Genomic DNA, 25,263 nt, shown 5'->3' on the forward strand with positions numbered 1-25,263 from the left:
CCTACAAAGTCAGCTGTTGATCGTGGCGCGGAGGCTGTCCTGCAGGCGCTTCATTTGCGTGAAAAACGCCTCCAGCAACGGGCTCAAACCCGCTGCCGGCGCGGCGTCCCGGCAGCCATGCTCAAGCTGTTCGCAAGCGCTGATCAACGGCGCGGCGTGGATGATCCGCGCGCTGCCGAGGATCTTGTGGCAGCGACGAGCGGTGGCGTCCAGATCCCCGGCGGCGTACAGCGCTTGCAGGGCATCGGCGTCTTCCTGGTTGGTGCGCAGCACGGTGCTCAGCAGTTGGCGGGTCAACGTTGCGTCGCCCGCCGTGATGTCGCTGATCCTGGATAAATCGAAGCATGGCGCACTGGCCTGACGTCCCAGTTCCGCCTCGCGCAGATAACGTTCCAGTGCATCGCGAGTGACCGGTTTGAACAGGCAATCGTTCATGCCGGCGTCCCGACAACGCTGGACTTCCTCGGGTTGTGCGTTGGCGGTCAGCCCCAGGACATGGGTGGGCGAACGGCCCTCGGCGGCTTCGATGGCGCGCAATTGGCGGGTCATTTCGTCGCCCGCCATTAGCGGCATGTTGCTGTCGGTCATCACATAATCGAAGGTGTCCCGGCCCCACAGGCGCAGACCTTCCACGCCGTTTTCGGCGCAGGTGACGCGCATGCCCAGGGCTTCGAGTTGTCGTTGCAGGACCACGCGGTTGAACTCGTGATCCTCGACGATCAGCACATGGCGCGACGGCAGGGGCGGCAGCTGTTCGGTGTCGAGCACCGGCAGCGCTTCATCGACCGCGACCAGCGGCGCGTCGAGGCTGAAGGTGAAACACGAGCCTTGTCCCGGCGTGCTGGCGCACTGCAATTGGCCGCCCATCAGTTGCGACAGTTGCTGACAGATCGCCAGGCCCAGGCCGGTGCCGATCTGCAACTCGGTGTCACTGCTCTGGAACTGCGTGTAGGGCTGGAACAGCCGTTGGCGCTGTTGCTCATCCATGCCGATGCCGGTGTCGATCACCGCCAGTTGCACGTGGGCCAGTGGCCCGTCGCTGTCCAGGCTCAACTCGACGGTGACCGTCCCTTGCGGGGTGAACTTGATCGCGTTGCTCAACAGGTTCGACAGGATCTGCCGGAAGCGCAGCGAGTCCAGTTGCACCGCGCTGTCTTCGCCATGACTGACGAACTTCAACTCGACGTTTTTCTGTTGGGCGAGGCTGGCGAAACTCTGGATTACCGTGCGTGCCAGGCGTTGCAACTGGCAACTGCTGCAGCGCAGTTCAAACTTGCCCGACTCGATCTTCGACAGGTCGAGAATCTCGCCGATCAACTCCATCATGCCGCCGGCCGATTTCTGGGCGATGTCGACCAACTCAGGGTCAGGACGCCCGTTACGCATCAATTCCAGGACTCCGATCAGGGCGCTCATCGGCGTGCGGATTTCGTGACTCATCACCGCCAGGAAGTGGCTCTTGCCCCGATTGGCGGCTTCGGCCTGATCCTTGGCCTGGTGCAGCGCGTGTTGCAGGTTCTGCTGTTCGGTGAGGTCGATCCAGCCGCCGATGACCCCGGTCATGGTGCCGTCGGAATCGCGGTAGGGCAGGGCCCAGTGGTAGATGTGGTAGGTCTTGTCCTTGACGGTCAGGTCGAAGTTGTCGAAGGACGGCTCGCCGCTGTCGAGGGTGGCGCGGTGGATGCGTTTGTAACTGCGGGCGGCATCGAGGTCCATGATGCTGGCCTCGATCAAGCCTTTGTTCAGCACCTGGTCGAGCTCGACCTCCATCGCCTGCAAATACGCGCGGTTGCAGGTCAGCAGCAGGCCTTGGCGGTCGCGCACGTAGATCGGGTTGGGCGTGCCGTCCACCAGCACTTTCATGAACACCAATTGGTCGTTCAAGGCTTTTTGCGCTTTCAAGCGTTCGGCGATTTGCCGGCGCAGGCCCAGGTTCCACGCCAGGATAGCGAGCAACACCACCAGCGCCCCGACAACGGCGCGGTACAACCAGTCCTTGTAAGCATTCCAGCCTGCGGGGCTTTCCTGGGGGCTCTGCCAGCGGTTGGCCAGGTCGCTGAACTCGTTGGGCGGGATGTCCAGCAGGGCTTTGTTGAGGATCGACACCAGTTCGACGTTCTGCGTGCCAGTGGCAAAACCGATCAGCGCCGGTGGCGACCCGATCACCGAATCGATTTGCAACCGGCCACGGAAAAACCGGTCGATCAGGTATGCCGCGCCCAGTTGCGGCTGGACCACGCCTTCAACCTTGCCCTCGGCGAGCAATTCGTAGGTTTCAATCGGCGTGTCGACTTCCACCCGGCGAATGTCCGGCCATTCCCGTTCCAGCCAATTGGCGGTGGCCGAACCGCGGATGATGGCCACGGACAGGCCTTTGAGCCCGACCAGCCCCGCATGCTCGGGCTGGGTGCGGGTCACCAGCACGAACGGGTTGACCACATAAGGTCGGGTAAACATCAGGTTCTGTTCTCGTTCGGCGCTGTAGGTCAGGGCGCCGATGAGGCTGACCGGGTCGCGCTGCACGCGGCTGGTCATGGCGTCGACCGAGGTGATTTTGGTCGGGCGGAACACCAGGCCGGTACGGTCGTTGATTATCTCCAGCAGGTCCGCCGCCATGCCCCGCAGTTGGCCGTCGGCATTGAAGAAACTGAATGGCGAATAGAGCTCGTTGGCCAGCAGTTCGACGTCGGGATGTTCCTTGATCCATTGCTGTTCGGCGGCGGTCAGTTGCAAGCGGCTGTAACCCAGTTTCGGGTTGGTGCCGATGCCCCAGCGCCGGGCAATCACTGCACTGTCCTGGGGGGAGATCTTCGCCAGGGTGCCGTTGAGCAAGGTCATCAGTTATCATCCTGGCGGCGCAGGGCAAAACTGAAGCCCAGGCCTTCGGAGTCGCGCTGGATCGTCTGTTTCAGGCTCTGTTGATAGCTGCGTTCCAGCAGGTATTGCGCGGAAATCGCGTCGGTCAGCAGCGCGGTGTTGTCGCCGTAGGCCACCCGGCCCAGGCCTTGTTCAGTGGACAGCACCGATTGCACTTGTTGCTCGGGAAACAGCGTGGCCACGCGTTCCTGCTGAATCCAGTCCGGGTCGAACAGCACGGTGGTGCCGCGAGGCACTCTGTCGTTGGGCCAGTGGGTGCCGAAGCGGCTGATCAACACCGCCTGGTCATAGGCATAGGGCGCGCTGAGCACGATATCGCCGTGGTTCGGTTCGAGGTGATTGATGCGCGGCACCAGATCGACATCACCTTGTTGCAGGGCGGCCAGTGCCTGTTGCTGGGTAGGGTAGCGATTGACCTGCAAACGCACGCCCAAAGCCCGGGCCAACACATCGAGGTAATCGGCGGACAGGCCTTCGTAGTCTTTCTGGTTGGTGGTCATGTCCAGGGGGGGACGATCGGGCAGGTAGACGCCGACGTTGATCACGCTTTTCTTCGCCAGCCATTGCCGTTGCGTGACGCTGAGCGTCGGCTCTACGTGGCTGTCAGCGGAGCGGCTGAGCAGCGTTAGCGGTTCGGCAGACGCCAGCAACGACGTCAGTAGCAGCACGCCCATGAGCATTCGACGGATCATGGCTCAGACCAGATGGTTGCGTTTGGCGAACTCGATCAGCTCCAGCAGCGTGGAGGTGTTGAGTTTTTGCATCAGCCGGGTTTTGTAGGTGCTGACGGTCTTGTTGCTCAGCAGCATGTCGTCGGCAATCTGCTTGTTGCTTTTGCCCAGGGCCAAGCCATGCAACACCTTGAGCTCGCGACGGGTTATCGCGCTGAGCAGTTGTGCATCGTTCTGGGCGAAATCGCTTTGCCGTACCGAAGTGAATGCGCCGATGGGAAACCAGGTCTTGCCGCTGGCGATGGCTTTGAGGGCGGTGCCGATTTCCTCCGGGTCATCGACCTTAGACAGAAACGCCGACGCCCCGGCCCGCATGCATTGCGCTGCGTAGGCCTGGCTTTTCAACCCGGTGTGCACCAGCACATGGGCCTTGTTGCCGCCGACGCGCAGCCGGTCGAGCACCGCCATGCCGTCGAGCTGCGGAATATCGAGGTCCAGGACAATGGCGTCCGGCTGGAGCTCGAAGGCTTTGCTCAGTGCGTCCACGCCGTTATCGCACTCGGCGACAATCTCATGGCCTTCACGGGTCAGAATCATCCCGAGCGCCATGCGTACTACCGCGTGATCATCGACCAGTAACACTTTCATCGGTCAGCCCTCATACCCAGATTCAGCATAGTCCCGGAGTTGAAAAACGGCTCAGAGGAGCGGATGCATGGTGAGGGCGGTAAAAAAGGGGGCGATCCTACGCGGTTTGCGTGGCGTCGCGATAGGGGCGGGCGCACAGCGATTGCGCGAAACGTTGGGGCATTTGTGCAAGTCGGCTACTGGAACGGATGAACCCTGTGGTGAGGGAGTCATGCTCCCGCTCGGCTGCGCAGCAGTCGTAAAACCAGCGAATGCGGTCTATCTGAAAGACCTCGATCGCCGGTTTTTGGGGCCGCTTCGCAGCCCAGCGGGAGCAAGCTCCCTGCCCTCCACCTCACAGGGATGGTCAGGCAATGGTGTCCACGACGCCGCCGTCCACTCGCAACGCCGCGCCGGTGGTGGCCGATGCTTGCGGCGACGCCACGTAAACCACCATGTTCGCCACTTCCTCCATGTTCGCCGCCCGCTGGATGATCGACGTCGGGCGGTTGGCCATGACAAAGTCCGCCGCCACTTTTTCCATCGGCTCACCGGACTTTTGCTGCGCATCCTTGAGCATCTCTTCAAGGCCTTCGGACAACGTCGGCCCCGGTAGAACCGCATTCACCGTCACCCCCGTACCCGCCATGCGCTTGGCCAGGCCCCGGGCAATCGACAGGTTGGAAGTCTTGGTAAAGCCGTAATGAATCATGTCCGCCGGGATGTTCAACGCCGACTCCGAAGAAATGAACACCACCCGACCCCAGCCGTTCTTCGCCATGTCTTGCAGATACGCACGGGACAGCCTCACGCCGGACATCACATTCACTTCAAAGAATTTTTCCCAGACGTCATCCTCGGTTTCGAAGAAATCCTGCGGGCCGTAGATCCCGACGTTATTCACCAGGATATCCACCCGGGGCAGGGCGGCGACCATCACCCTGCAACCCTCGGCGCTACCGACATCGGCGGCAACACCTCGCACCTTGGCGGAGGGAAGCAAGTGCTTGAGCTGGGTGACAGCGGCGTCCACGGCATCCTGCTTGCGGCCATTGATCACGACCTCGGCGCCTGACTGGGCCAGACCTTTGGCGATGGCGAAACCGATGCCCTGGGTGGAACCGGTAACGAGGGCGGTTTTGTTGGATAGATCGATGTTCATGGGAATCGCGCTCTTGAAGGGGAGGTCAGAGGGAGGACTGCGAGCCTCTTAGCCTAGTTCAAGAGAAAAAACCCGAATGTGAGCCGTGCACCCACCCCGCGGGGCTGCTTTGTTGTAAAAAAGTTTGTCAGCAGCAACGCTTAACGCCAGTCTGAGGGGCCGCTGATTTCTACCAAGGCCTTTCGCCCCCATGTCTGAAAAAACCGCCGACAAACACTCAACCCGAGCCGCGTCCGTATTGGCCCTGTGTCTACCTGGTGATGTCTTGTTGTACCTGCTGTTGCCGATGCAGCCTCAGGCCTTCGGCATCAGCCTGGCCGAAGCGGGCATTTTGCTGGCGGCCAATCGCTTGGTGCGTATTTTCGGTTATCGCTATGTCATGGAGTTTTACACCCGCCAGGGTGATCGGCCGGCGTTGTTGCTGGCCACCGGGACTGCCGCGTTGTGCGCGTTGGGTTACGCGACCTTGTCGGGGTTTTGGTGGTTGTTGCTGTTGCGCCTGGGCTGGGGCTTGTCTTATGCGGCGCTGAATTTGTCCACGCAGGTGATGGCGACCGCCGAGCCCTTGGGCGCTGCGCGTCGTACCGGGCGTTCGCGGGCGGTGATTGCGGCGGGGCCGATGCTGGCGCTGCCGTTGGGGGCGTTGTTGAGTGTGGAATATGGGCCTCGGTTGATTTTTTTCCTGATGTTCGCCACCTCGTTGATTGCGATGTGGCTGGCGTTGGGGTTGCCATCGGCGCCGCATCCGATGTCGGCGTCGACCCGTCGTTTCAAGCGTCCCGACAGTGTCGCGATGTGGTCGTTTATCGAAGGCCTGACCCTCGACGGGCTGTTCATCATTGGCCTCTCGCTGCTGGCGCAACACCTGCTGGAAGGCAACGCAGTGGTGGTGGCCGGGACGTTGCTGGCGTTGCGTTATGTCTCGGAATTGTTGCTCAGCCCCTTGGGCGGCATCGCAGCCCAGCGTTGGGGTGCGACGCGGATGCTGATCGTCTTCTCGTTGATGACGTCAACGGCGTTGATCGGCTTTGGCTTCCACTGGCTGGTGGTCGGCGGGGCGTTGGTGCTGGTGTTGCGCGCGTTGCAACTGCCGTTGGTGGTGACCGTCATCGCGCAACGTCATCCGGACAGCGGGCGGGTGCGGGCGCTGGCGGGGAATGCGGTGTGGCGGGATATCGGGGCGGGCGTGGGGCCGTTGTTGGCCGGGTTTGTGTTGCCGGTGGCGCCGTCGGAATGGGTGTATACGGCAGCCGCGTTATGTCTGGCGGCCAGTGCATTGGCTTGTCTGGAGCGCAAAAAGGGTGTGCTGCCAAGACCTTGACGAAAATGGGCGACCTGAAGGGGTCGCCCGTTTTTTATGCCAATGACAAGCGGGACTACTCGGTCAACGCGCTCAAAATCTGGTGCGCCGCTTTGATCCGTTCCGGAATCGGGAAATTCTTGTTGGCCAGGATCACGATGCCGATGTCTTTGGCCGGCACAAACGCCACGTAGGTGCCGAAGCCACCGGTCGAACCGGTTTTGTTGAGCAGCACGCTGTTCGGCTCGGGTTGCGGCGGGTTCAGCCATTGCACTTTATGCGCCTCCATCGCCATGGGCGTCGAGTTGCCTGCCAGCAATTTGTCGAGGGTGATCGGGTAGGTGTAGCGCTCCCAGCCCAGGCCCTGGGTCATGTCGCCGACGGTGTAGTAACCGGCGTGAGTCGTGGCGATGGCTTGCTGCAACGGTTTTTCCAGTGACGCCGGTTTCAGGTTCGCCTGAACAAAGCGAATCATGTCCACCGCACTGGTTTTCACGCCATAGGCCTCGGAATCCAGCGCCCCTGGCCCGACGCGCGCAGGCTTGCCGTTCTTGTCGTAGCCTTGGGCGTAAACGCTCATCTGATCCGGCGGCACCTGCAAGAAGGTGTGGGACAGCCCGAGTTTGGGCAGCAAGATTTTTTCCATGGCCTCATCAAACGGCAGGCCCAGCTGAAGAGCGGCTAAATAGCCGAACAACCCGATGCTGGGGTTCGAATACTGGCGATGAGTACCCGCCGCATACACCGGTTTCCACTGCTTGAAATAGCCGAGCATCTTGTCCGCATGATCCGCGGCATCCGGAAACTGCAATGGCAAACCACCGGCGGTGTAGGTGCCCAGTTGCAACACGCTGACGTTGTCGAACGCACTGCCGTCCAATTCCGGCAGGACCTTGCTGGCCTTGTCCGACAGGGACAATTTACCGGTCGCCTGGGCGTAGCCGCCGAGGGTGGCGGTGAAGGTTTTGCTCACCGAGCCGATTTCGAACAGGGTGTTTTCCGTAACAGCCTTGGCGTTTTCTTTGTCGGCGACGCCGTAGTTAAAGTAATGTGGCTGGCCGTTGACGGTGACGGCCACGGCCATGCCGGGAACGCCCTGGGCTTGCATCACCGGTTTAATCGCGGCGTCGACAACGCTTTGAACCTGCTGATCGGTCTGACCCTGCGCCAGGCACGGGCCAGCGCTGAGCAAGGCGACGCAAGCCCCGAACACAGTCAGTTTGGTGGTGTTGATTAGGTTCGTCATTGATTCTATTCCCTGCGAATTGAGGCGGCCGGCCGGTAGACTGCCGATCAGCGGCGAGGCAAATCTAGGCAGTCTGCCGCTGATCGACAACCGATGATATTTCGCACGAGCCATTAGAAAAATTTGGGAGTAGGCATGATCCGGCCTCAATTACCGTTGAATGCATTGCGCGCCTTCGAAGCCTCGGCGCGGCATTTGAGCTTCACCCGGGCGGCGGTGGAGTTGTGCGTCACGCAGGCGGCGGTGAGTCATCAGGTCAAGAGCCTTGAGGCTCAGCTTAACGTAACCCTGTTCAAACGCCTGCCCCGTGGCCTGATGCTGACGAGTGAGGGCGAAACCCTGTTGCCGGTGCTGCGCGAATCCTTCGACCGGATTGCCGAAACCCTGGAACGACTGGAAGGCGGGCATCACCGGGAAGTATTGACCGTGGGCGCGGTGGGGACGTTTGCAGTAGGTTGGTTGATGTCGCGCCTGGCGGACTTCCAGTCGAAACATCCGTTCATAGATTTGCGCCTGTCGACCAATAACAACCGGGTGGACGTGGCGGCTGAAGGGCTGGATTACGCGATCCGTTTCGGTGCGGGGGCATGGCATGGGATTGAAGCGGTGCGGCTGATCGAGGCACCGCTGTCGGTGCTGTGTGTGCCCGAGATTGCCCGACAACTGCGCGAGCCGGCCGATCTGTTGCAGCAAACGTTGTTGCGCTCCTATCGAACGGACGAGTGGCCGGACTGGTTCCACGCATCGGGCCTCTCGGCCCACGCCGCACCGCCCCAGAGCATCATGTTCGACTCGTCGCTGGCGATGATGGAAGCGGCGCTGCAAGGGGCGGGCGTGGCATTGGCGCCGCCGCTGATGTTTGCGCGGCAACTGGCGGCGGGTGCGATTGAGCAACCGTTCGCCATTCACATCACCACGGGGAGTTATTGGTTGACGCGGTTGCAGTCGCGACCGGAAACGTCAGCCATGGCGGCGTTCAAGACGTGGCTAATTCAAGCAACACACCTGTAGGAACAAAGCTTGCTCGCGATGACGGCGGCACATCCAACATCCATGTGCCGGGCAGACCGCTATCGCGAGCAAGCTTTGCGCCTACAGAGTCCGGTGGGTGTCAGCGCACCAGGCACGGCCGCTTGTTATCGAATTTCCAGCCCGGGATCAGAAACTGCATCGCCACGCTGTCATCCCGCGCGCCCAGGCCCATGCCTTTGTACAACTCATGGGCCTTGGCCAGTTGATCCAGATCCAGTTCCACACCGAGCCCCGGCTTCTTCGGCACCTGCACGCAGCCGCCGACAATCTGCAGCGGTGCCTTGGTCAAACGCTGGCCGTCCTGCCAGATCCAGTGGGTGTCGATGGCGGTGATCTCACCCGGCGCGGCCGCCGCAACATGGGTGAACATGGCCAACGAAATGTCGAAATGGTTGTTGGAATGCGAACCCCAGGTCAGGCCCCATTCGTGGCACATCTGCGCCACGCGCACCGAACCCTGCATGGTCCAGAAGTGCGGGTCGGCCAGGGGAATGTCCACTGACTGCAACTGGATCGCGTGACCCATTTCCCGCCAGTCGGTGGCGATCATGTTGGTCGCGGTTTTCAGGCCGGTGGCGCGGCGGAATTCGGCCATGACCTCACGTCCGGAGTAACCGTTTTCCGCGCCACACGGGTCTTCGGCGTAGGCCAGCACCTGATGCTGATCGCGGCACAGGCGGATCGCTTCTTTCAGTGACCAGGCGCCATTCGGATCGAGAGTAATCCGCGCATCCGGGAAGCGTTCGGCCAGGGCCGTCACCGCTTCGATTTCTGCGTCGCCACTGAGCACGCCGCCCTTGAGCTTGAAGTCCTTGAAGCCGTAACGCGCATGGGCGGCCTCGGCCAGGCGTACCACGGCGTCGGCCGTCATGGCTTTTTCGTGACGCACGCGAAACCAATCGTTATCGGCGTCCGCTTCGCTGCGATAGGCGAGGTCGGTCTGGTTGCGGTCACCGACATAAAACAGATAACCGAGCATCTTCACTTCGTCGCGTTGCTGGCCTTCGCCGAGCAGCGCGGCGACCGGCACGTCCAGATGCTGGCCGAGTAAATCGAGGAGGGCGGCTTCCAGGCCAGTGACCGCGTGAATGGTGATGCGCAGGTCGAACGTCTGCAGGCCACGGCCACCGGCATCGCGGTCGGCAAAGGTCTGGCGCACTTGATTGAGGATCTTCTGGTAGGTGCCAATCGGGCTGCCGACCACCAGCGAACGCGCGTCTTCCAGAGTCTGGCGAATACGCTCGCCGCCGGGTACTTCACCGACACCGGTGTGCCCGGCGTTGTCGGTGAGGATCACAATGTTGCGAGTGAAAAACGGCCCGTGGGCACCACTCAGGTTGAGCAACATGCCGTCGTGCCCGGCCACCGGAATAACCTGCATGCTGGTGATGATCGGTGCTTTTGCAGTGTCTTGAGGGTTCATTTTTATTGTCCTTGACTACGGATGTTCAGGCGTGGCTGGAAGTGGCTTGGCCGACGACGGCGGGGGCTGGTTTGGGCGTATTGCGCGCGGCGAAAACGATGATCGCGGCGATGATCGAAGTCGCGGCCAGGCCATAGAGTCCGCCCTGGATCGAACCGGTGTGTTCTTCCAGAAGACCAAACGTGGTTGGCGCGACGAAACCGCCGAGGTTGCCCACCGAGTTGATCAACGCGATCACCCCGGCAGCGATCCGCGCATCGAGGTACGCCTGGGGAATCGGCCAGAACAGTGACGACGCCGACTTGAAACCCAGGGCCGCGAAGCAGATCGCGACGAAGGCGAAGATCGGCCCGCCAGTGGTGGACATGAACATCCCGGCAGCGGCGATCAATAGCGCCGCAGCGACCCAGGCTTGCTGATGTTTCCACTTGGCGGACAACGCGGCGAAGGCGTACATGCCGACAATCGACAGCAACCACGGGATCGAATTGAACAGCCCGACCTGAATGTCGCTGAGGTCGCCCATCTTCTTGATGATGCTCGGCAGCCAGAAGGTCGCGGCGTAAATGGTCAGTTGAATGAAGAAGTAGATCAGGCAGAACAGGATGATCTGGCGATCCTTGAGCAGTTTGCCCAACGACGGTTTGATCGGCGTCGCGGCTTCGCGAGCCAGTTGTTCGTCGTCGATGGCTTTGACCAATGCGTCCTGTTCGTCGCGGCTCAGCCATTTGGCGTCGTGGGGTTTGGAGTCGAGCCAGAACCAGACGAATACGCACAGGCCCACCGAGAACATGCCTTCAATGAAGTACATCCATTGCCAGCCATGCAAACCGAAACCTTCGATCTGCAAGAGCATGCCGGACAGCGGCCCCGAGATCAGCGACGCAACCGCCGAGCCGCTGAGGAAGATCGCAATCGCCTTGCCGCGCTCAACCCCGGGCAACCAGCGGGTGAAGTAGTAGATCACCCCCGGGAAGAACCCGGCTTCGGCCACGCCCAGCAGAAAGCGCAGGATGTAGAAGTGGGTTTCGTTCTGGATGAAGGCCATGCCGGCAGCCACCAGGCCCCAGGTGAACATGATCCGAGTCAGCCAGATACGCGCGCCGACTTTTTGCAGCAGCATGTTGGAGGGGACTTCAAACAGCGCGTAACCGATGAAGAACAGGCCGGCCCCGAGGCCGTAGGCGGCAGCGCCGATGCCCAGGTCCTGTTCCATGTGGGCGCGGACGAAACCGATGTTCACGCGGTCGATGTAATTGACGATGAACATGATCACGAACAACGGCAGAACGTGACGTTTGACTTTCGAGATAGCGGATGCGAGGACCGAATCGGTGCCGTCGTTCATCCGGGACAGGGCTTTGTTCACTTGCGTTTCTCCCACTGATTATTTTTATGCGGGGTGCGGCTGGTGTTGCGATGTTGATAGACATCATACAACTGCATTTTTTCGTCGTGCAAGGGTTGTTGTCCAACAAAATGGCGCTTGTTGGGCTATTAGTTATTCTTTCTTTGATTGGTTTGGGTGGTTTTTCAGGCCGTTACAGCGATTTTGTTGAGTGTTGTCATACAAGTTAAGCGCTGTTTTCTGCGGTGCCCGGTGCTACGATCCCGATAGCCCTGCTTTTCGGATGATCGCCATGCAAGAAGACCTCGACGCACCTGCCCGCAAGCGCAGCCACAACCTCGCCCATGACCTGGTGGCCAAGCTGACCCAGAGCATCCTGCTCGGCCAGATGCTGCCGGGGGACAAGCTGCCGTCAGAGAACACGATTGTTCAGGAGCATGGTGTCAGTCGCACCGTGGTGCGCGAGGCGATCTCCAAGTTGCAGGCCTCGGGGCTGGTGGAAACCCGGCACGGCATCGGCACCTTTGTCATCGAACGCGCGGCGGAGCAGGGGCTGCGGCTGAACGTCGACACCGCGCTGGGCGTGCGCAGCATTCTGGAGTTGCGCATGGGGCTGGAAACCCAGGCCGCCGCATTGGCCGCGACCCGTCGCACCGAGCCTCAACTGGCGCAGATGCGCGAGGCGCTGGATGACTATCAGCGCCTGCTGGCCAACAACGACAGCTGCGTTGAAGCCGACAAACGCTTCCACCTGCTGATCGCCGAAGCCACCGGCAATGTCTGCTTCACCGAGATCATGCAGCACCTGGGCAGTGCGATGATTCCCCGTACCCGGGTGAATGCCGCCGAACGCGGCGCCACGGATTTGAGCAAGCTCGGGCAATTGGCCAATCAGGAACACGAGGCGATCCTCAACGCTATCAAGCGCCAGGACCCGGACGCGGCCCGCGCCGCCATGTGGCTGCACCTGACCAACAGCCGCGACCGCTTTCTGGCCCAGGGCTGACAACCGTTGGTCTAGTCGATAGCACGCCGTTCCTGCCTCCGCTTCCAACTGATATGGCTCGGATCAACCGGGCCACATCAGTGAGGTGCATCATGGCTAACGATTCGATGTTCCAGGACACAACACCCAATACCAGACCCATGCCCGGCACGGACGAACCCACGCTGGACTCGGATGCACCGGCAGGGATGGACCCTTCACGGGACCCGGCCTTGAGTGACGAGGATCGTCCCGAAGACTGGAAAGACCCGGCCGCCGATGAAGACGTACCGGCAGCGGATGAAGAGACGCCGCTGTCCGATGACCTGCGGTAAACAGAACCCGGCCATGGCGCCGGGTTTCTTTAAACCCCTGCCACACGAGCCACCACCGGCCGGCGCTCAAGATTCAACGCCAGCACGCTGATTAACACCACGACCGCCCCGACAATCACCATCAACGCCGGCCGTTCTCCCAACGCCACCGACGCAATTGCCATCGCCGTCGGCGGCACCAGATACAGCGTCATCGCCGCACGGCTCAAATCCACATGGGCCAGCACAAAGGCCCAAGCCAGGTACGCCAAGGCGCTCGGGAAAATGCCCAATCCCATCACGGCGATTTGCACATCCAGCGGCGCCTTCGCCACCTGCTCCGCCAACCCCGGCAAATACACCAGCAACAGCACGGTCCCGGACCACACCGAGCAGCAGGTCAGGGTCAAACCGTCATAGCGCCCGGTGTGATGTTTTTGCAGGGCGAAGTAAACACTCCACGACACCGCTGCCAGCAAAATCAGCAAGCCGTGGGCGTCAATGCTGCCCAGCCCTTTATCGCCGGCCACCACGATGACCACGCCGATCAGCCCCAGTAATACGCAGCCCCAGCGCCAGGCGCTGACTCGATCCTTGAACACAAACCGCGCCAGCAAGGTGCTGAATATCGGCGTCGATTGCGCCAACACGCTGGAGGCCCCGGCGCTGACGCTTTGCTGACCGAAATTCAGCAACACATGGTGCAGGCTCACGGCAAAGAAACCGAGGGCGATCAGGAAGGGCAGGTCACGGAGTTTCGGGAGGCTGATGCCGCGCCATAGCGCGATGATCGCCATGAACACCGACGCCACCAGAAACCGCATCAGCGCCAGATGACCCGGGTCGTAAGCCTGCAAGCCAATGTGGATGCCGGTCGGTGAATAACCCCAGCACGCGACGACAAACGCCATGGCCAGGATGATTTTCAGAGCGGGTGAGAGTCGCGGCATGGTCGTGCACCTGTGGGCGGATGCACTCAGTATCAGAACCCGGATCATTCGCCACAACTGACTTATACTGCGCCAACTCTTCACTTTGGGTGATGTATGGAATTGGCTCAGATTCGCATGTTCAAGACCGTCGCCGACGTCGGCAGCATTGCCCGGGCGGCGCAGCTGTTGCACTGCGTGCCGTCGAACATCACGGCGCGGATCAAGGCGCTGGAAGCCGAGTTGGGGGTGGCGCTGTTCCTGCGCGAGGGCCGGGGCCTGCGGATCAGTCCGTCGGGGCAAACGTTCCTGGCCTATGCCTCGAAGATCCTCGCGCTGACCGCTGAAGCCAAGCGCGCACTGGACCCGTGCGCCGAGCCGTCCGGGCCGCTGCGCATCGGCGCCATCGAATCCTCGGCCACCGGGCGCTTACCGCGCTTGTTGGCCAAGTTCCACAAACGCTATCCCGGCGTCGCCCTGGAGCTGACCACCGGCACCTGGAGTCAACTGCTCGACGACACCGCCAATCACCGCCTCGACGGCGCGATCGTCGCGGTGGATGTCGAGCGCTCACAACTCAAGCGCACGCCGATGTACCGCGAAGAGCTGCTGCTGATTGCCTCGACGTCCCTGGGGCCGGTGCGCGACATCACCGATTTGCAGGACAAAACCGTGTTCATGTGGCCCCAGGGCTGTCCCTATCGCGCGGCGCTGGAGCATTGGTTGCTGCGCCAGGGGCAGGCGTTGCCGATTGTCAGCCTGGCCAGTTACGGCGCGATTGTCGGTTGCGTCAGTGCCGGGGCCGGCGTGGCGCTGGTGCCCAAAGGGGTGTTCGATCAATTTGCCAAAGGCGCGGGCTGCGCGGGGTATGAGTTCCCGGAGCTGACGGCCGTGGAGAATTTATTCTACTGGCACGAAAACGCCGGGGTTCACCCGGCGCGGGAGGCGTTTGTGGGGATGTTGCGCGAAGAGTTCGCCTGAACAGGCGGTATTCCACAATAAACGGAACCCCCCGTAGGGGAGCTGCCGAAGGCTGCGATCTTTTGATCTTGATCTTTAGCATCAGTGAGATAGCTCAAGATCAATAGATCGCAGCCTTCGGCAACTCCTACAGTTGTTTGTGGGAAATTTCTCGCGCTCAGGCAGGAAAAGCCCTACATGAAATTGACGTTGCGGGCGACCAAACTACCGAATTCTTGGGTTTTCAGGGGTTCGTGGTGGATAAAGCATTTGATAGGTTTGTTCTTCGATTACCTGAGGGTTTGCGCCTCACGTTAAAACGTATTGCGAAAGAGAACAGGCGAAGCCTGAACGCCGAAATCGTCATTCGAATGGAGCAATCTTTCGCGGCTCTGGAGCGGGGCACATCGGGTGATGATGAAATCAGACTGGCTTTGATTCGTGAGGTGCTCGGAGCTAACCAGACACTGGTGAAGATCGAAGCCACTGCTGATTCGGACTGACCCCGGAAGCGGCCTCGCACAGCATGCCCTTCAGCCCGGATGCGACATGGCCAGAACCTTCTCCCTGACAAACTCCAAAAAGGCCTTGGTCAAACGTGACGCCACCATGCGCTCGGAAGTGACAACGCCATATTCGAAGTCAATCTCAGGCTGGAATGGGCGTACCAGGACCTGGTCGCCCAATGTATCGGCGACCGCAGGATCAATGATGGACACGCCGGCACCGAAACTGACGAAAGACGCGATGACCGCCGATAGCTGGCATTCGACGCTCAGTCGGCGCTCCACCTGATATTTGGCAAACAGCTCATCAATCATTCGTCGGGTATCCAGCGCCTGGGGATAGGAAATGAACGGTTCGCCGGCCAGGTCCTGCGCAGTGATGTGGTCCCGGTCTGCCAGGCGGTGGCCGATCGGCAGAATGCAACGCATGGGGGCGGTGAAAAGTCGTTCGAGCTTCACACCGGGTTGCCAGGTGGTATACGTCACGAAGCCGACGTCACATTGTTCGTTGGCCACCATTTCACTGACGATTTTGGTGCCGTGAACCGCAAATATCACGGTGACCCCTTCGTGCCGTGCCATGAACTCCGCGATCCAGGCGGGCAACAATCCTGCGGCCAGGGCAGGGGCGCAAGCTACGGTCAGTGCACCTTTGTTCAATGAGCGTATCTGGCGCGCGGCATGGGCAATTCGTTCGACGCCTACAAACGAGCGCTCCACTTCGCGGTACAGCAGCACGGCATCAGCGGTCGGAAACAGGCGCGCCTTTTCGCGTACGAACAGCTTGAATCCGACATCCTCTTCCAGATCAGCAATCAACCGCGTCACCGCCGGTTGAGTCACGCTCATCATCTCTGCCGCGCTGGTGATCGAGTGCCTGATCATCACGGCGCGAAACGCCTCTAGCTGCCTGTTTTTCATAACAATGCGTGCTCATTATATTTGGACATTCGTTTACCTGATATTTGGCCACTGGCGTGATTTCACTGGAATGACATCCATCGACCAACCGCGGATAAGACACAGATCATTGCGCAGAATAAGCGTTTCAGCAGATTTTGTGGATGCTTGCGTATCCGTGGAAACCATAACATTTAGACATGGATGTTGTGCAAATTGTGATTGGACCCCCTGATTTCAATTGCTGACACTGGATCTGCCCGGAAAGTGCGGGCATCGACAGTGGTCCTCATATCAGGAGTCAACATGATCAGAAGGTTTGCCCCCGCCCTCATCGCGGCCTCGCTGTTCGCCAGCCACGCACACGCCGAGCAACCCACCCTTTATGTCGCCGTTTTCGGTGGCTCTTTCGAGCAGTTGCTCAAAGACCAGATTGTGCCGCCCTTCGAGAAAGCGACCGGCAGCAAAGTGATTCTGGTACCGGGCGACACGACCACCACCATGGCGCGTATGCAAGCCCAGAAAGGCAAGCAGACGCTGGACGTGGCGTTTCTCGATGACGGTCCCATGTCCCAGGCGGCGCAGCTGGATTATTGCGAGACGCTGAGCGATGCCCCGGTCTACAAAGACCTGTACGACGCGGCGCATTTCAAAAGCAACAAGGCTGTCACGATCGGTCTCGACGGCACGGGCATTGTCTACAACGAGCGGGTCTTTGCCGCCAAGGGCTGGGCGCCGCCGACGTCCTGGAAAGACCTGGCCAACCCTTTGTATAAGGGGCACGTGCAGTTTCCCAGCGTCACCAATGGCTACGGGATTGAAAGCCTGGTGATGTTTGCGCGGCTCAATGGCGGCAGCGAGCAGAACATCGAGCCAGGTTTTGCCGCGATAAAAGCCAGCGTGGCGCCTAACGTTCTGTCCTTCGATCCGTCACCGGGGAAAATTTCCGAGCTGTTCCAGAACGACAGCCTGTGGATCGGCGCCTGGGGCGCAGGCCGCACCCAGGCCCTGCGTAATCAGGGTGTACCGGTGAAGTTCGTCGCCCCCAAGGAAGGCGCCATGGCCCTGGGCCTGAGCGTGTGTCCGGTCAAGCACGACGCGGTTAATGCCTTGGCCCAGAAGTTTGTCCAGTACACCTTGACCCCGGACGTGCAGGCACTGTTCGCCGATGAAGAGGGCGTGGCCCCGGTCAATAAGCACACCGTGCTGCCACCGGCCGTGCTGGCCAAGGTGCCTGACACGGCGACCGTCGCGGCGATGCTCAGCGTTGACTGGGACGTCGTCAACGCCATGCGTCCTGCCTGGATCCAGCAGTGGAATCGCCAGATCGAGCAATGACATCAGCGTCACAGGCAGGGCGGCCGACAGTCGTCTTGCCTGGGCCTGCACGCGCCCGCACAAGCGAACAGTGAGTCTAATAAAAATGAGCTATTTGAGTATCGAAGGCCTGAGCAAGTCGTATGGCGACGTGACGGTTTTGCACGGGGTCAACCTGAATATCGAGCAGGGTGAATTCATTTCGTTGCTGGGGCCGTCAGGCTGCGGCAAGACCACGACCTTGCAGATGATCGCGGGCTTCATCGATCCCAGCCACGGCGATATCCGTTTGCAAGGCCAGTCGTTATTGGGGCGGCCACCCGCCCAACGAGGCCTGGGCATGGTGTTTCAAAGCTACGCGTTGTTCGTGCACATGACCGTTCGGGAAAATATTGAATTTGGTTTGCAAATGCGTGGCGTGGCCCGTGCCGAGCGCGGGCGTCAGGTGAGCCAATCCCTGGAGTTGGTGCAACTGGGCGCCCATGGCGACAAGTTTCCGCGCGACCTGTCCGGCGGCCAGCGCCAGCGCGTCGCACTGGCCCGGGCCCTGATCATCAAGCCGCCCTTGCTGTTGCTCGATGAGCCGCTCTCCAACCTCGACGCCAAACTGCGTCACGACATGCAAACCGAACTGCGCAGCATCCAGCGCCAGGTCGGCACCACCACGATCATGGTTACCCATGATCAGGACGAAGCCCTGGCCATGAGTGACCGGGTCGCACTGCTGGACCGGGGGCGCATCGTGCGCTTCGATAAACCCAACCATTTGTACGACGATCCGGGATCGCACTTCGCCGCCGATTTCATTGGCCGTGCCAATCTGCTGGACGGTGAAATCGTGCAGCGTGGCGGTCAGCGCCACTTCATCTGCGGTAGCGGCAGCCTGGTGCTGGATGCCCAATTGCCGTGTGGTGCTGCAACGTTCTCGTTGCGCCCTGAGCGTATCGATCTGGTTGAAGGGCCTGCCGCCGTGCTCCACGGAAAAGTGGCGGGTTGTGTGTTCAAGGGCAATTGCTGGCTGCTCACGGTCATGACCGAACTCGGCGTGCTGCAAGTCATGCGGGCGAATCGCGGTCAGGTGGCGGTGGTGCCCGGCGCACAGGTGGGTTTGTCGTGGGAGCCTTCGGCCCTGCGCCACGTGATGTCCAGCAGTGCTCTGAAGACCGGGGTGGCGCCATGAGTCAGGCGTCTGTGTTGACCTCCCGTCGACGCACCTTCCAGTTCAGCAGCAAAGCACTGCTGCTCTTGCTGCCGGCCAGCCTGTTGTTCATCGCGCTGCTGGCCATTCCGATGCTGATGACGGGCGAACTGAGCCTGCATGAGTTCAATGTGGCCACCAGTGAGGTGCTAGCGACGCGCTCGTGGCACAACTACGTCCTGGTGCTGTTCGACCCTTATTACCAAACCATTTTTCTGCGCACCCTCGGTCTGGCGTTGGCGGTAACGGTGGGCGCCGTGGTGTTGGGCGTGCCGGAGGCGTACATCATTTTTCGCATGCGGCCGCGCTGGCGTGCGTTCTTTTTGATCATGACCCTGGCACCGCTGCTGATCTCGGCGGTGGTCCGGACCCTGGGCTGGTCAATCCTGTTGAGTCAGAACGGGATCGTTTCAACCCTCCTCGTGTGGCTGGGCCTTATCGATGGCAACGCGCAGATGCTGTTCTCGTTCTGGGCCGTGGTTGTCGTCCTGATCCACGCGCTGGTGCCGCTGGTGATTTTGTCTGTGTGGACTTCGCTGCAAGGCATCGACCCGCAAAGCTGTAACGCCGCGCTGAGCCTGGGCGCCGGGCCGATGACGGTCTGGCGTCGGATCGTCCTGCCCCAGGTGTTACCCGGCGTGCTGTCCGGCAGCCTGATGACCTTCGCCCTCAGCGCCAGCGCCTTTGCCACCCCGGCGCTGATCGGTGGTCGGCGCCTGAAAGTCGCGGCCACCGCGGCCTATGACGAATTTCTCAACACCTTGAACTGGCCGGTGGGCGCGACCATCGCCGTGCTGTTGCTGCTGCTCAACCTGCTGGTCATCGGCGTGTACGGCAAGCTGCTTGAGCGCCGAATTCAACGACGTCTGGGGCGCTGACATGAACAAGAACGGATTGTTTTCGCTGGTGTTTCACACGTTGTTTTCCGTGTTCCTGGCGGCGCCCTTGGTGATCGTCTGCCTGGTCGCCTTTACCCCGGGCAACATGCTCAGCGTCCCGACGCTGCACTTCTCGGTGCGCTGGTTTGTGGCGCTGTTCAATGACAATGGCTTTATCACCGCGTTCTGCAACAGCATGGGCCTGGCAACGCTGGCCGCGACGGGGGCGGCACTGCTGGGCGTGCCTGCCGCAATGGGATTGTTGCGTTACACGTTCCCAGGCCGGGCCGCGTTGAACGGCTTGTTACTGTCGCCGCTGATGATTCCGCCCGTAGTGTTGGGGGTCGCGTTGTTGCGCCTGTTCAACGGGTTTGGCGTCAACGGCTCGTTTACCTCACTGGTGTTGGCCCATGTGATGTTGATCTTCCCGTACTCACTGCGCCTGATCATGGCGTCGATGGTGAGCCTGTCCCGGGAGCCGGAGCATGCGGCGATGTCCCTGGGCGCCAGTGCGTGGATCACCTTTCGCCGCATCACGCTGCCCGCGCTGCTGCCGGGCATTCTCGGCGGCTGGGTGTTGGCCTTTGCCAGCAGCTTCGACGAACTGACCGCGACCATTTTTCTTGCCTCTCCGGCGACGATCACCTTGCCGGTGCGCATCTACATGAGCATGACCGAAACCATCGATCCCATGGTGGCGGCGGTCGCGGTGGTGATCATCGTGGTCACTCTGGGTTTGATGTTTCTGCTGGACCGTCTGGTGGGGCTCGACAAAGTGCTGATGGGGAAAAACTGATGAAAAACGACTACGACTACGTAGTGGTCGGTGGCGGGTTGGTCGGGATGGCCATCGCTTACGGACTGGCCAAACGCGGCGTGCGCACCCTGGTGCTCGATGGCGAGGATTCCAGCGTACGTGCCGCCCGGGGCAACTTCGGCCTGGTGTGGGTCTCGAGCAAGGGTTCGCGGCAAATCGATTACGCGCGCTGGTCATTGGAGTCATCGCAGCTGTGGCCCGGCTTCTGCCAGGAACTCGAAGACGCCAGCGGCATGAAGCTGGGTTATGAAAAACCGGGTGGAATCATGATTGCCATGAACGAGGAGAGCCTGGCCAGCAGTGCGGCGGCGTTGGAAAAGCTCCATGCGCAAGACAGTCGCTTGAGCTATGAAGTGCTCGATCATGGGCAATTGGCACAGCGCATTCCGGCCGTGGGGCCGGACGTGGTGGGCGCGGTGTATTCGCCCCACGATGGCCATGTCAGTCCGCTCTACACCTTGCGCGGCCTGTTCGCCGGTTTCGAACGCGCCGGGGGCGTTTATCGGGCTGACTCGCGGGTCGATTTGATTGTCCCGCGTGACGGCGGCTTCCGCCTGACCGCCGGCAAACAAACCTTCGATGCCGGCAAAGTGGTGCTCTGCGCCGGCCTCGGCAATCGCGAGCTGGCACCGATGGTGGGCCTGCGCGCGCCAGTCGTGCCGCTGCGTGGACAGATCCTGGTCACCGAGCGGGTCAAACGCTTTCTCGACTACCCGACGCTCTCGGTCCGGCAAACCGCCGAAGGCTCATTGCTGTTGGGGGACTCCGCCGAAGACGTGGACATGGATGACGGCGTGACGCCGGGCATCATTGCGCACATCGCGCAAAAAGCCATCGCGCCGTTTCCACTGCTCAAGAATGTGCGTGTGGTGCGGGCCTGGGGTTCGTTGCGGATCATGACCCCGGACAGCATGCCGGTCTACGAAGAGTCGCTCGAGCATCCGGGGGCATTCGTTGCCTTGTGCCACAGCGGCGTCACGCTGGCGGCCGCCCATTGCGAACAACTCGTACCCTGGCTCATGGGTGCGCCTCGTCCCTCACTTCTCGACTACTTCTATGCCAAACGATTCGCTGTTTAGCGCGCTCGCCGCTGCGCCAGCCGCCCAGGTTCCAATCCTGATCAATGACCGGCCGTTCAGCGTGCCGAACTACATGACGGTCGCCGCTGCGCTGCTGAGCGTGGGGGTCACCCAACTGCGTGAAACGCCGGTGTCGAACGCACCGCGGGCGCCTTTTTGCATGATGGGCGCCTGTTTCGAATGCCTGGTGGAAATCGACGGTGTGCCCAATCAACAGGCCTGCATGACGTTGGTGCAGCCGGGAATGACGATCCGATCGATGATCGGTGCCAGGAGCCTGAAATGAGCATGATCGAAGTTGACCTGCTGATCATCGGTGCCGGTCCGGCGGGCATGAGCTGTGCGGTGCAAGCCAGGGAAGCGGGGCTCAATGTGTTGCTGTTGGACGAAAACCAGCAACCGGGCGGGCAGATTTATCGCAGCGTGGCGCAGTCGCCGCTGGTGGATCCTGATGTGCTGGGCAAGGACTATATCGTCGGCGCGGCGCTGGTGAAGCGCTTTCTGGCGAGCGGCGCGACCTATTGGCCAGGCACCTTGGCATGGCAAATCACACGCGACCGACAGGTGAGCTTCACCCGTAATGGTGCCAACGGCGGCAGTGGGCAAATTCAGGCGCGAGCACTGGTCATCGCCAATGGCGCCCAGGAGCGGCCGGTGCCGTTTCCCGGTTGGACGCTGCCGGGCGTCATGGGCATCGGTGCTGCGCAAACCCTGTTGAAGTCCGCCGCACTGCTGCCGAGCCAGCGGGTGGTGCTCGCGGGCAGCGGGCCATTGCTCTATCTGTTTGCCTGGCAGTTGATCCGGGCGGGCAGTTCAGTGGCGGCGATACTCGACACCACGCCACGAGCCAATCGTTTTCCGGCGCTGCGTTATCTGTTTTCAGCGTTGCGGGCACCGGGCTATTTGTTCAAGGGTATCGGCTTGTTGAAGACGATTCGCGGCAGTGCCATACCGCATATCCATCATGTCGAAGCGCTCACTGCGCAGGGGCAGGGCGCTGTGGAGAGCGTCCGTTATACCGTTGGCGGTCGCGAAGCGCACATCGACTCCGACCTGCTGCTTGTGCATCAGGGCGTCATTCCCAATGTCCAGCTGACGCGTTCGCTGGGCTGCAAGCATCTCTGGGACGACGTGCAGTTGTGCTGGCGCCCTGAGCTGGATGAGTGGGGCCAGACGTCGTTGGCAGGCACCTACGTCGCCGGGGACGGTGGCGGCATCGATGGCGCCAAAGTGGCGGAGCTTTCCGGGGCACTGACCGCCCTGCAAGTCGCTCTGCAACTGGGCTTTTTAAGTGAAACCGTTCGCGACAAACACGTGCGCCCACTCAAACGCCAATTGGATCGCCACCGCGCCATACGGCCGTTCCTGGACACGCTGTATCGGCCCGCAGACATTTTTCGTCGGCCGGCAGACCAGACCATCGTCTGTCGCTGTGAAGAAGTCAGCGCCGGTGATATCCGCGCCATGAGCCGATTGGGTTGCAGCGGGCCGAACCAGACCAAGTCATTCTCACGCTGCGGAATGGGCCCCTGCCAGGGGCGCATGTGCGGGATCACCGTTGGGGAGATACTGTCCGAAGCCAGGCAGGCGCCGATGCAGGCGGTGGGTTATTACCGGATTCGTCCGCCGATCAAACCCGTGCAATTGATTGACCTGGCAAACGCTTATGTTCCGGATGTGAATGCGGCGCCGTTGGCGGCGTTTGTTCCCAAATAATTGAATGTCATGTTGATGACTCTCCACACAAGGCCTCTAAAATGAAAGATATCGTTCGTATCGACAGTAATCATCGGATGAGCCGCGCAGTGGTCTGTAACGGCTTTGTTTTCGTCGGCGGACAAACCGCTTCCGACGCCACGCAAGACATCAAAGGCCAGACCGCTCAAGTCCTGCAGAAAATAGACGGGTTTCTGGAAAAGGCCGGATTGGACAAGACACGCATCGTTTCCGCGCAGATATGGCTGGCGGATATTCAGGCGGATTTTTCCAAAATGAACGAAGTGTGGGATGCGTGGGTGCCCCAAGGTCACACGCCTGCCCGTGCGACGGTCGAGTCGCGCCTGGCGTTGCCGGAGTTGCTGATTGAAATCACGGTGGTGGCGGCTGCCTGAGCTGCCAATGCCGATCATTTGAGTCACCTCACGATCTGTGTAGCAGCTGGCGAAGCCTGCGTTCGGCTGCGAAGCAGGCGTAAAACCTGGGCACAAGGTCTTACTGATGCACTGCGTTGCCTGAATTCACGACTGCTGCGCAGCCGAACGCAGGCATCGCCAGCTGCTACAGAACCGTGCTTGGCTGATATTGCGCCTAGGAAATTTCCTACAGATCAGGGAGATAAATCCTTCGCTCGCTGTGTCATGAAATAGCCACAATTTTGCTTCCACGTATTGCAGGGTAAGCAGCGAGATGGATTCCCCTAGCGTTCTCGTATTAGAAAATCACTCGTTTCGGCGTGGTGTGTTGGTCACGGCGCTGCAGCATCTGGGCGTCATCGATATTTTGCAGGCCGATAACAGCGAAGGGGCGATGGCGCAGATCCGCCGCGCGGGGGGCGTGGATATTGTGCTCTGTGACCTGGGGAATACGGCCCTCAATTGTCAGGACTTTCTGCATTCTGTCGGGCAGAACGGCATGGTCCGGGCAGTTGCCCTGTGCAGTGAGTTCCGGCCGGAGCTGCGTCGCGCCGTCGAACAGATGACCAACTTTGCCGGATTGCAGTTGCTGGGCGTCCTGAGCAAACCCACGCAGTTGTATTCGTTGCAGCAAATCTTGCAGCGCTATGGTCACCGGCGCCTGTTACCGGACGTCGATCCCGCAACGCCATACAAGTTGCCCAGCGAAGAGGATGTTCGCCGGGGCCTGGCGTTGGGGGAGTTCAAAGCCTGGTTCCAACCCAAGTTCGAGCTGAACGGCACGGTATTGGCCGGGGCTGAAGCGTTGGCGCGTTGGGAGCACCCGGTCAGGGGGCTGCTATTGCCCAAGGACTTCCTGGCCGCGGTGCTGGCCTATGACCTGATAGATGAAATGCTCAAGCAAATGCTGGAGCAAGGGATGAGTCTGCTGCATGCCTTGCGCCAGTCCGGCCTGGGTGTGGAATTGGCCTTCAACCTTCACGCTTCGCAACTGGCCCGCGATGACCTGACCGACCACATTCACCACGTCTTGAAGTCCAACGACTTCCCGGGGTCGACGTTGTTGTTCGAAGTGGCCGAAAACGGCTTGCTCGACATCCCAAGGGCGACCCGGGAAAACCTGCTGCGCCTGCGCATGATGGGGTGCAGCCTGTCGATCGATGATTTCGGCATGGGTTTTTCCTCGCTGACACTGCTCTGCCACCTGCCATTCAACCAACTCAAACTTGACGGGCAACTCGTGCGCTCCATTGCCGATCCGCGCACCAGGGCCATGGTCACCAGCACCGTGGCACTGGCCCGGGTACTGAACATGAGCCTGGTGATCGAGGGGGTCGGCAGCCAGATGATTCGCGATGGGCTGGTGGAGATGGGCTGTTCATTCGGTCAGGGTTACCACTTGGCGCGGCCCATGGATGCCCAGCGGTTCGTGCAATGGTTGCAGAGCCCGAAAATACCCGCTTGAAAACGTCGGCGCAACGTCGGAAAGATTTCGATAGGGCTGCCGATTACGTAGTGAGGTGAGCTACATAGGCCGGTGAATTGTTCCATACTCTTTTGAT

The 25,263-nt window shown here is 60.7% G+C and carries 24 protein-coding genes; 15 read left to right on the top strand and 9 right to left on the bottom strand.

Features of this window, described 5'->3' with window-relative positions; all coding sequences use genetic code 11:
- Positions 1 to 9: 9 nt before the first annotated feature.
- The 4 genes from FQ192_RS30465 to FQ192_RS30475 all read right to left on the bottom strand — a co-directional run bounded on the left by FQ192_RS30465 (position 10) and on the right by FQ192_RS30475 (position 5,337).
- Positions 10 to 2,838 carry an ATP-binding protein gene (locus FQ192_RS30465; RefSeq protein WP_256672406.1) on the bottom strand — a complete coding sequence of 943 codons (2,829 nt, stop codon included), beginning with the start codon at positions 2,836 to 2,838 and terminating at the stop codon, positions 10 to 12.
- Positions 2,838 to 3,569, bottom strand: a complete 732-nt coding sequence (locus FQ192_RS34700) for a transporter substrate-binding domain-containing protein (RefSeq protein WP_256672407.1) — start codon at positions 3,567 to 3,569, stop codon at positions 2,838 to 2,840. Before FQ192_RS34700 ends, FQ192_RS30465 begins: the two co-directional genes overlap by 1 nt.
- A gap of 3 nt (positions 3,570 to 3,572) precedes the next feature.
- On the bottom strand, positions 3,573 to 4,196 hold the full coding sequence (locus FQ192_RS30470) for a response regulator transcription factor (protein WP_149661853.1): 624 nt from the start codon (positions 4,194 to 4,196) through the stop codon (positions 3,573 to 3,575).
- A 346-nt stretch (positions 4,197 to 4,542) separates the two neighbouring features.
- Positions 4,543 to 5,337 carry an SDR family NAD(P)-dependent oxidoreductase gene (locus FQ192_RS30475; protein WP_149661854.1) on the bottom strand — a complete coding sequence of 265 codons (795 nt, stop codon included), beginning with the start codon at positions 5,335 to 5,337 and terminating at the stop codon, positions 4,543 to 4,545.
- A 190-nt stretch (positions 5,338 to 5,527) separates the two neighbouring features.
- On the opposite strand from FQ192_RS30475, the gene FQ192_RS30480 reads away from it, so the two are divergent.
- The gene (locus FQ192_RS30480; protein WP_149661855.1) at positions 5,528 to 6,658 is read left to right on the top strand and encodes an MFS transporter; all 1,131 of its coding nucleotides are present in this window, start codon (positions 5,528 to 5,530) and stop codon (positions 6,656 to 6,658) included.
- 55 nt (positions 6,659 to 6,713) lie between these two features.
- On the opposite strand, the gene ampC is transcribed toward FQ192_RS30480, so the two are convergent.
- Positions 6,714 to 7,883, bottom strand: a complete 1,170-nt coding sequence (gene ampC / locus FQ192_RS30485; protein ID WP_149661856.1) for a class C beta-lactamase — start codon at positions 7,881 to 7,883, stop codon at positions 6,714 to 6,716.
- A 135-nt stretch (positions 7,884 to 8,018) separates the two neighbouring features.
- Here ampC and FQ192_RS30490 point away from each other — a divergent pair, with 135 nt between their 5' ends.
- The gene (locus FQ192_RS30490) at positions 8,019 to 8,894 is read left to right on the top strand and encodes a LysR family transcriptional regulator (protein ID WP_149661857.1); all 876 of its coding nucleotides are present in this window, start codon (positions 8,019 to 8,021) and stop codon (positions 8,892 to 8,894) included.
- A gap of 100 nt (positions 8,895 to 8,994) precedes the next feature.
- Here the strand turns inward: FQ192_RS30490 and gudD are convergent, their stop codons facing one another.
- Together gudD and FQ192_RS30500 are read right to left on the bottom strand one after the other, a co-directional pair.
- Positions 8,995 to 10,338: a glucarate dehydratase gene (gudD, locus tag FQ192_RS30495; RefSeq protein WP_149661858.1), complete on the bottom strand. Its 1,344-nt coding sequence runs from the start codon at positions 10,336 to 10,338 to the stop codon at positions 8,995 to 8,997.
- Between the two features lie 25 nt (positions 10,339 to 10,363).
- Positions 10,364 to 11,686, bottom strand: coding sequence for an MFS transporter (locus tag FQ192_RS30500; RefSeq protein WP_372242373.1), 1,323 nt, complete (start codon positions 11,684 to 11,686; stop codon positions 10,364 to 10,366).
- A gap of 292 nt (positions 11,687 to 11,978) precedes the next feature.
- Between FQ192_RS30500 and FQ192_RS30505 the strand changes: the two genes are divergently transcribed.
- Together FQ192_RS30505 and FQ192_RS30510 are read left to right on the top strand one after the other, a co-directional pair.
- Positions 11,979 to 12,692 carry a FadR/GntR family transcriptional regulator gene (locus tag FQ192_RS30505; RefSeq protein WP_149661860.1) on the top strand — a complete coding sequence of 238 codons (714 nt, stop codon included), beginning with the start codon at positions 11,979 to 11,981 and terminating at the stop codon, positions 12,690 to 12,692.
- Between the two features lie 92 nt (positions 12,693 to 12,784).
- The gene (locus tag FQ192_RS30510; protein ID WP_149661861.1) at positions 12,785 to 13,006 is read left to right on the top strand and encodes a hypothetical protein; all 222 of its coding nucleotides are present in this window, start codon (positions 12,785 to 12,787) and stop codon (positions 13,004 to 13,006) included.
- A 29-nt stretch (positions 13,007 to 13,035) separates the two neighbouring features.
- Here the strand turns inward: FQ192_RS30510 and FQ192_RS30515 are convergent, their stop codons facing one another.
- Positions 13,036 to 13,935: a DMT family transporter gene (locus FQ192_RS30515; RefSeq protein ID WP_149661862.1), complete on the bottom strand. Its 900-nt coding sequence runs from the start codon at positions 13,933 to 13,935 to the stop codon at positions 13,036 to 13,038.
- 96 nt (positions 13,936 to 14,031) lie between these two features.
- On the opposite strand from FQ192_RS30515, the gene FQ192_RS30520 reads away from it, so the two are divergent.
- Together FQ192_RS30520 and FQ192_RS30525 are read left to right on the top strand one after the other, a co-directional pair.
- The gene (locus FQ192_RS30520) at positions 14,032 to 14,895 is read left to right on the top strand and encodes a LysR substrate-binding domain-containing protein (protein WP_149661863.1); all 864 of its coding nucleotides are present in this window, start codon (positions 14,032 to 14,034) and stop codon (positions 14,893 to 14,895) included.
- Positions 14,896 to 15,131: 236 nt separating this feature from the next.
- Complete coding sequence (locus FQ192_RS30525) at positions 15,132 to 15,377, top strand: Arc family DNA-binding protein (protein ID WP_178129288.1); 246 nt, start codon at positions 15,132 to 15,134, stop codon at positions 15,375 to 15,377.
- A gap of 30 nt (positions 15,378 to 15,407) precedes the next feature.
- Here FQ192_RS30525 and FQ192_RS30530 read toward each other — a convergent pair whose 3' ends face one another.
- Positions 15,408 to 16,301, bottom strand: a complete 894-nt coding sequence (locus tag FQ192_RS30530) for a LysR substrate-binding domain-containing protein (protein ID WP_149661865.1) — start codon at positions 16,299 to 16,301, stop codon at positions 15,408 to 15,410.
- Between the two features lie 285 nt (positions 16,302 to 16,586).
- Between FQ192_RS30530 and FQ192_RS30535 the strand changes: the two genes are divergently transcribed.
- The 9 genes from FQ192_RS30535 to FQ192_RS30575 all read left to right on the top strand — a co-directional run bounded on the left by FQ192_RS30535 (position 16,587) and on the right by FQ192_RS30575 (position 25,166).
- Positions 16,587 to 17,618: an ABC transporter substrate-binding protein gene (locus FQ192_RS30535; protein ID WP_149661866.1), complete on the top strand. Its 1,032-nt coding sequence runs from the start codon at positions 16,587 to 16,589 to the stop codon at positions 17,616 to 17,618.
- A gap of 85 nt (positions 17,619 to 17,703) precedes the next feature.
- A complete protein-coding gene (locus FQ192_RS30540) occupies positions 17,704 to 18,777 on the top strand; it encodes an ABC transporter ATP-binding protein (protein WP_149661867.1) in 1,074 nt (357 codons plus the stop codon).
- Positions 18,774 to 19,673 carry an ABC transporter permease gene (locus FQ192_RS30545; protein WP_149661868.1) on the top strand — a complete coding sequence of 300 codons (900 nt, stop codon included), beginning with the start codon at positions 18,774 to 18,776 and terminating at the stop codon, positions 19,671 to 19,673. The genes FQ192_RS30540 and FQ192_RS30545 overlap by 4 nt, the downstream gene beginning before the upstream one ends.
- Before the next feature lies 1 nt (position 19,674).
- A complete protein-coding gene (locus FQ192_RS30550; protein ID WP_149661869.1) occupies positions 19,675 to 20,469 on the top strand; it encodes an ABC transporter permease in 795 nt (264 codons plus the stop codon).
- Positions 20,469 to 21,569: an FAD-binding oxidoreductase gene (locus FQ192_RS30555; protein WP_149661870.1), complete on the top strand. Its 1,101-nt coding sequence runs from the start codon at positions 20,469 to 20,471 to the stop codon at positions 21,567 to 21,569. The genes FQ192_RS30550 and FQ192_RS30555 overlap by 1 nt, the downstream gene beginning before the upstream one ends.
- On the top strand, positions 21,547 to 21,855 hold the full coding sequence (locus tag FQ192_RS30560) for a (2Fe-2S)-binding protein (RefSeq protein WP_149661871.1): 309 nt from the start codon (positions 21,547 to 21,549) through the stop codon (positions 21,853 to 21,855). Before FQ192_RS30555 ends, FQ192_RS30560 begins: the two co-directional genes overlap by 23 nt.
- Positions 21,852 to 23,285: an FAD/NAD(P)-binding oxidoreductase gene (locus FQ192_RS30565; protein ID WP_149661872.1), complete on the top strand. Its 1,434-nt coding sequence runs from the start codon at positions 21,852 to 21,854 to the stop codon at positions 23,283 to 23,285. Before FQ192_RS30560 ends, FQ192_RS30565 begins: the two co-directional genes overlap by 4 nt.
- Positions 23,286 to 23,326: 41 nt before the next feature.
- Positions 23,327 to 23,680: a RidA family protein gene (locus FQ192_RS30570; RefSeq protein WP_149661873.1), complete on the top strand. Its 354-nt coding sequence runs from the start codon at positions 23,327 to 23,329 to the stop codon at positions 23,678 to 23,680.
- Between the two features lie 295 nt (positions 23,681 to 23,975).
- On the top strand, positions 23,976 to 25,166 hold the full coding sequence (locus tag FQ192_RS30575) for an EAL domain-containing protein (protein WP_149661874.1): 1,191 nt from the start codon (positions 23,976 to 23,978) through the stop codon (positions 25,164 to 25,166).
- Positions 25,167 to 25,263 lie beyond the last annotated feature (97 nt).

This window comes from Pseudomonas sp. ANT_J12 (assembly GCF_008370045.1).
In the GTDB taxonomy this organism is placed as follows: Bacteria; Pseudomonadota; Gammaproteobacteria; order Pseudomonadales; family Pseudomonadaceae; genus Aquipseudomonas.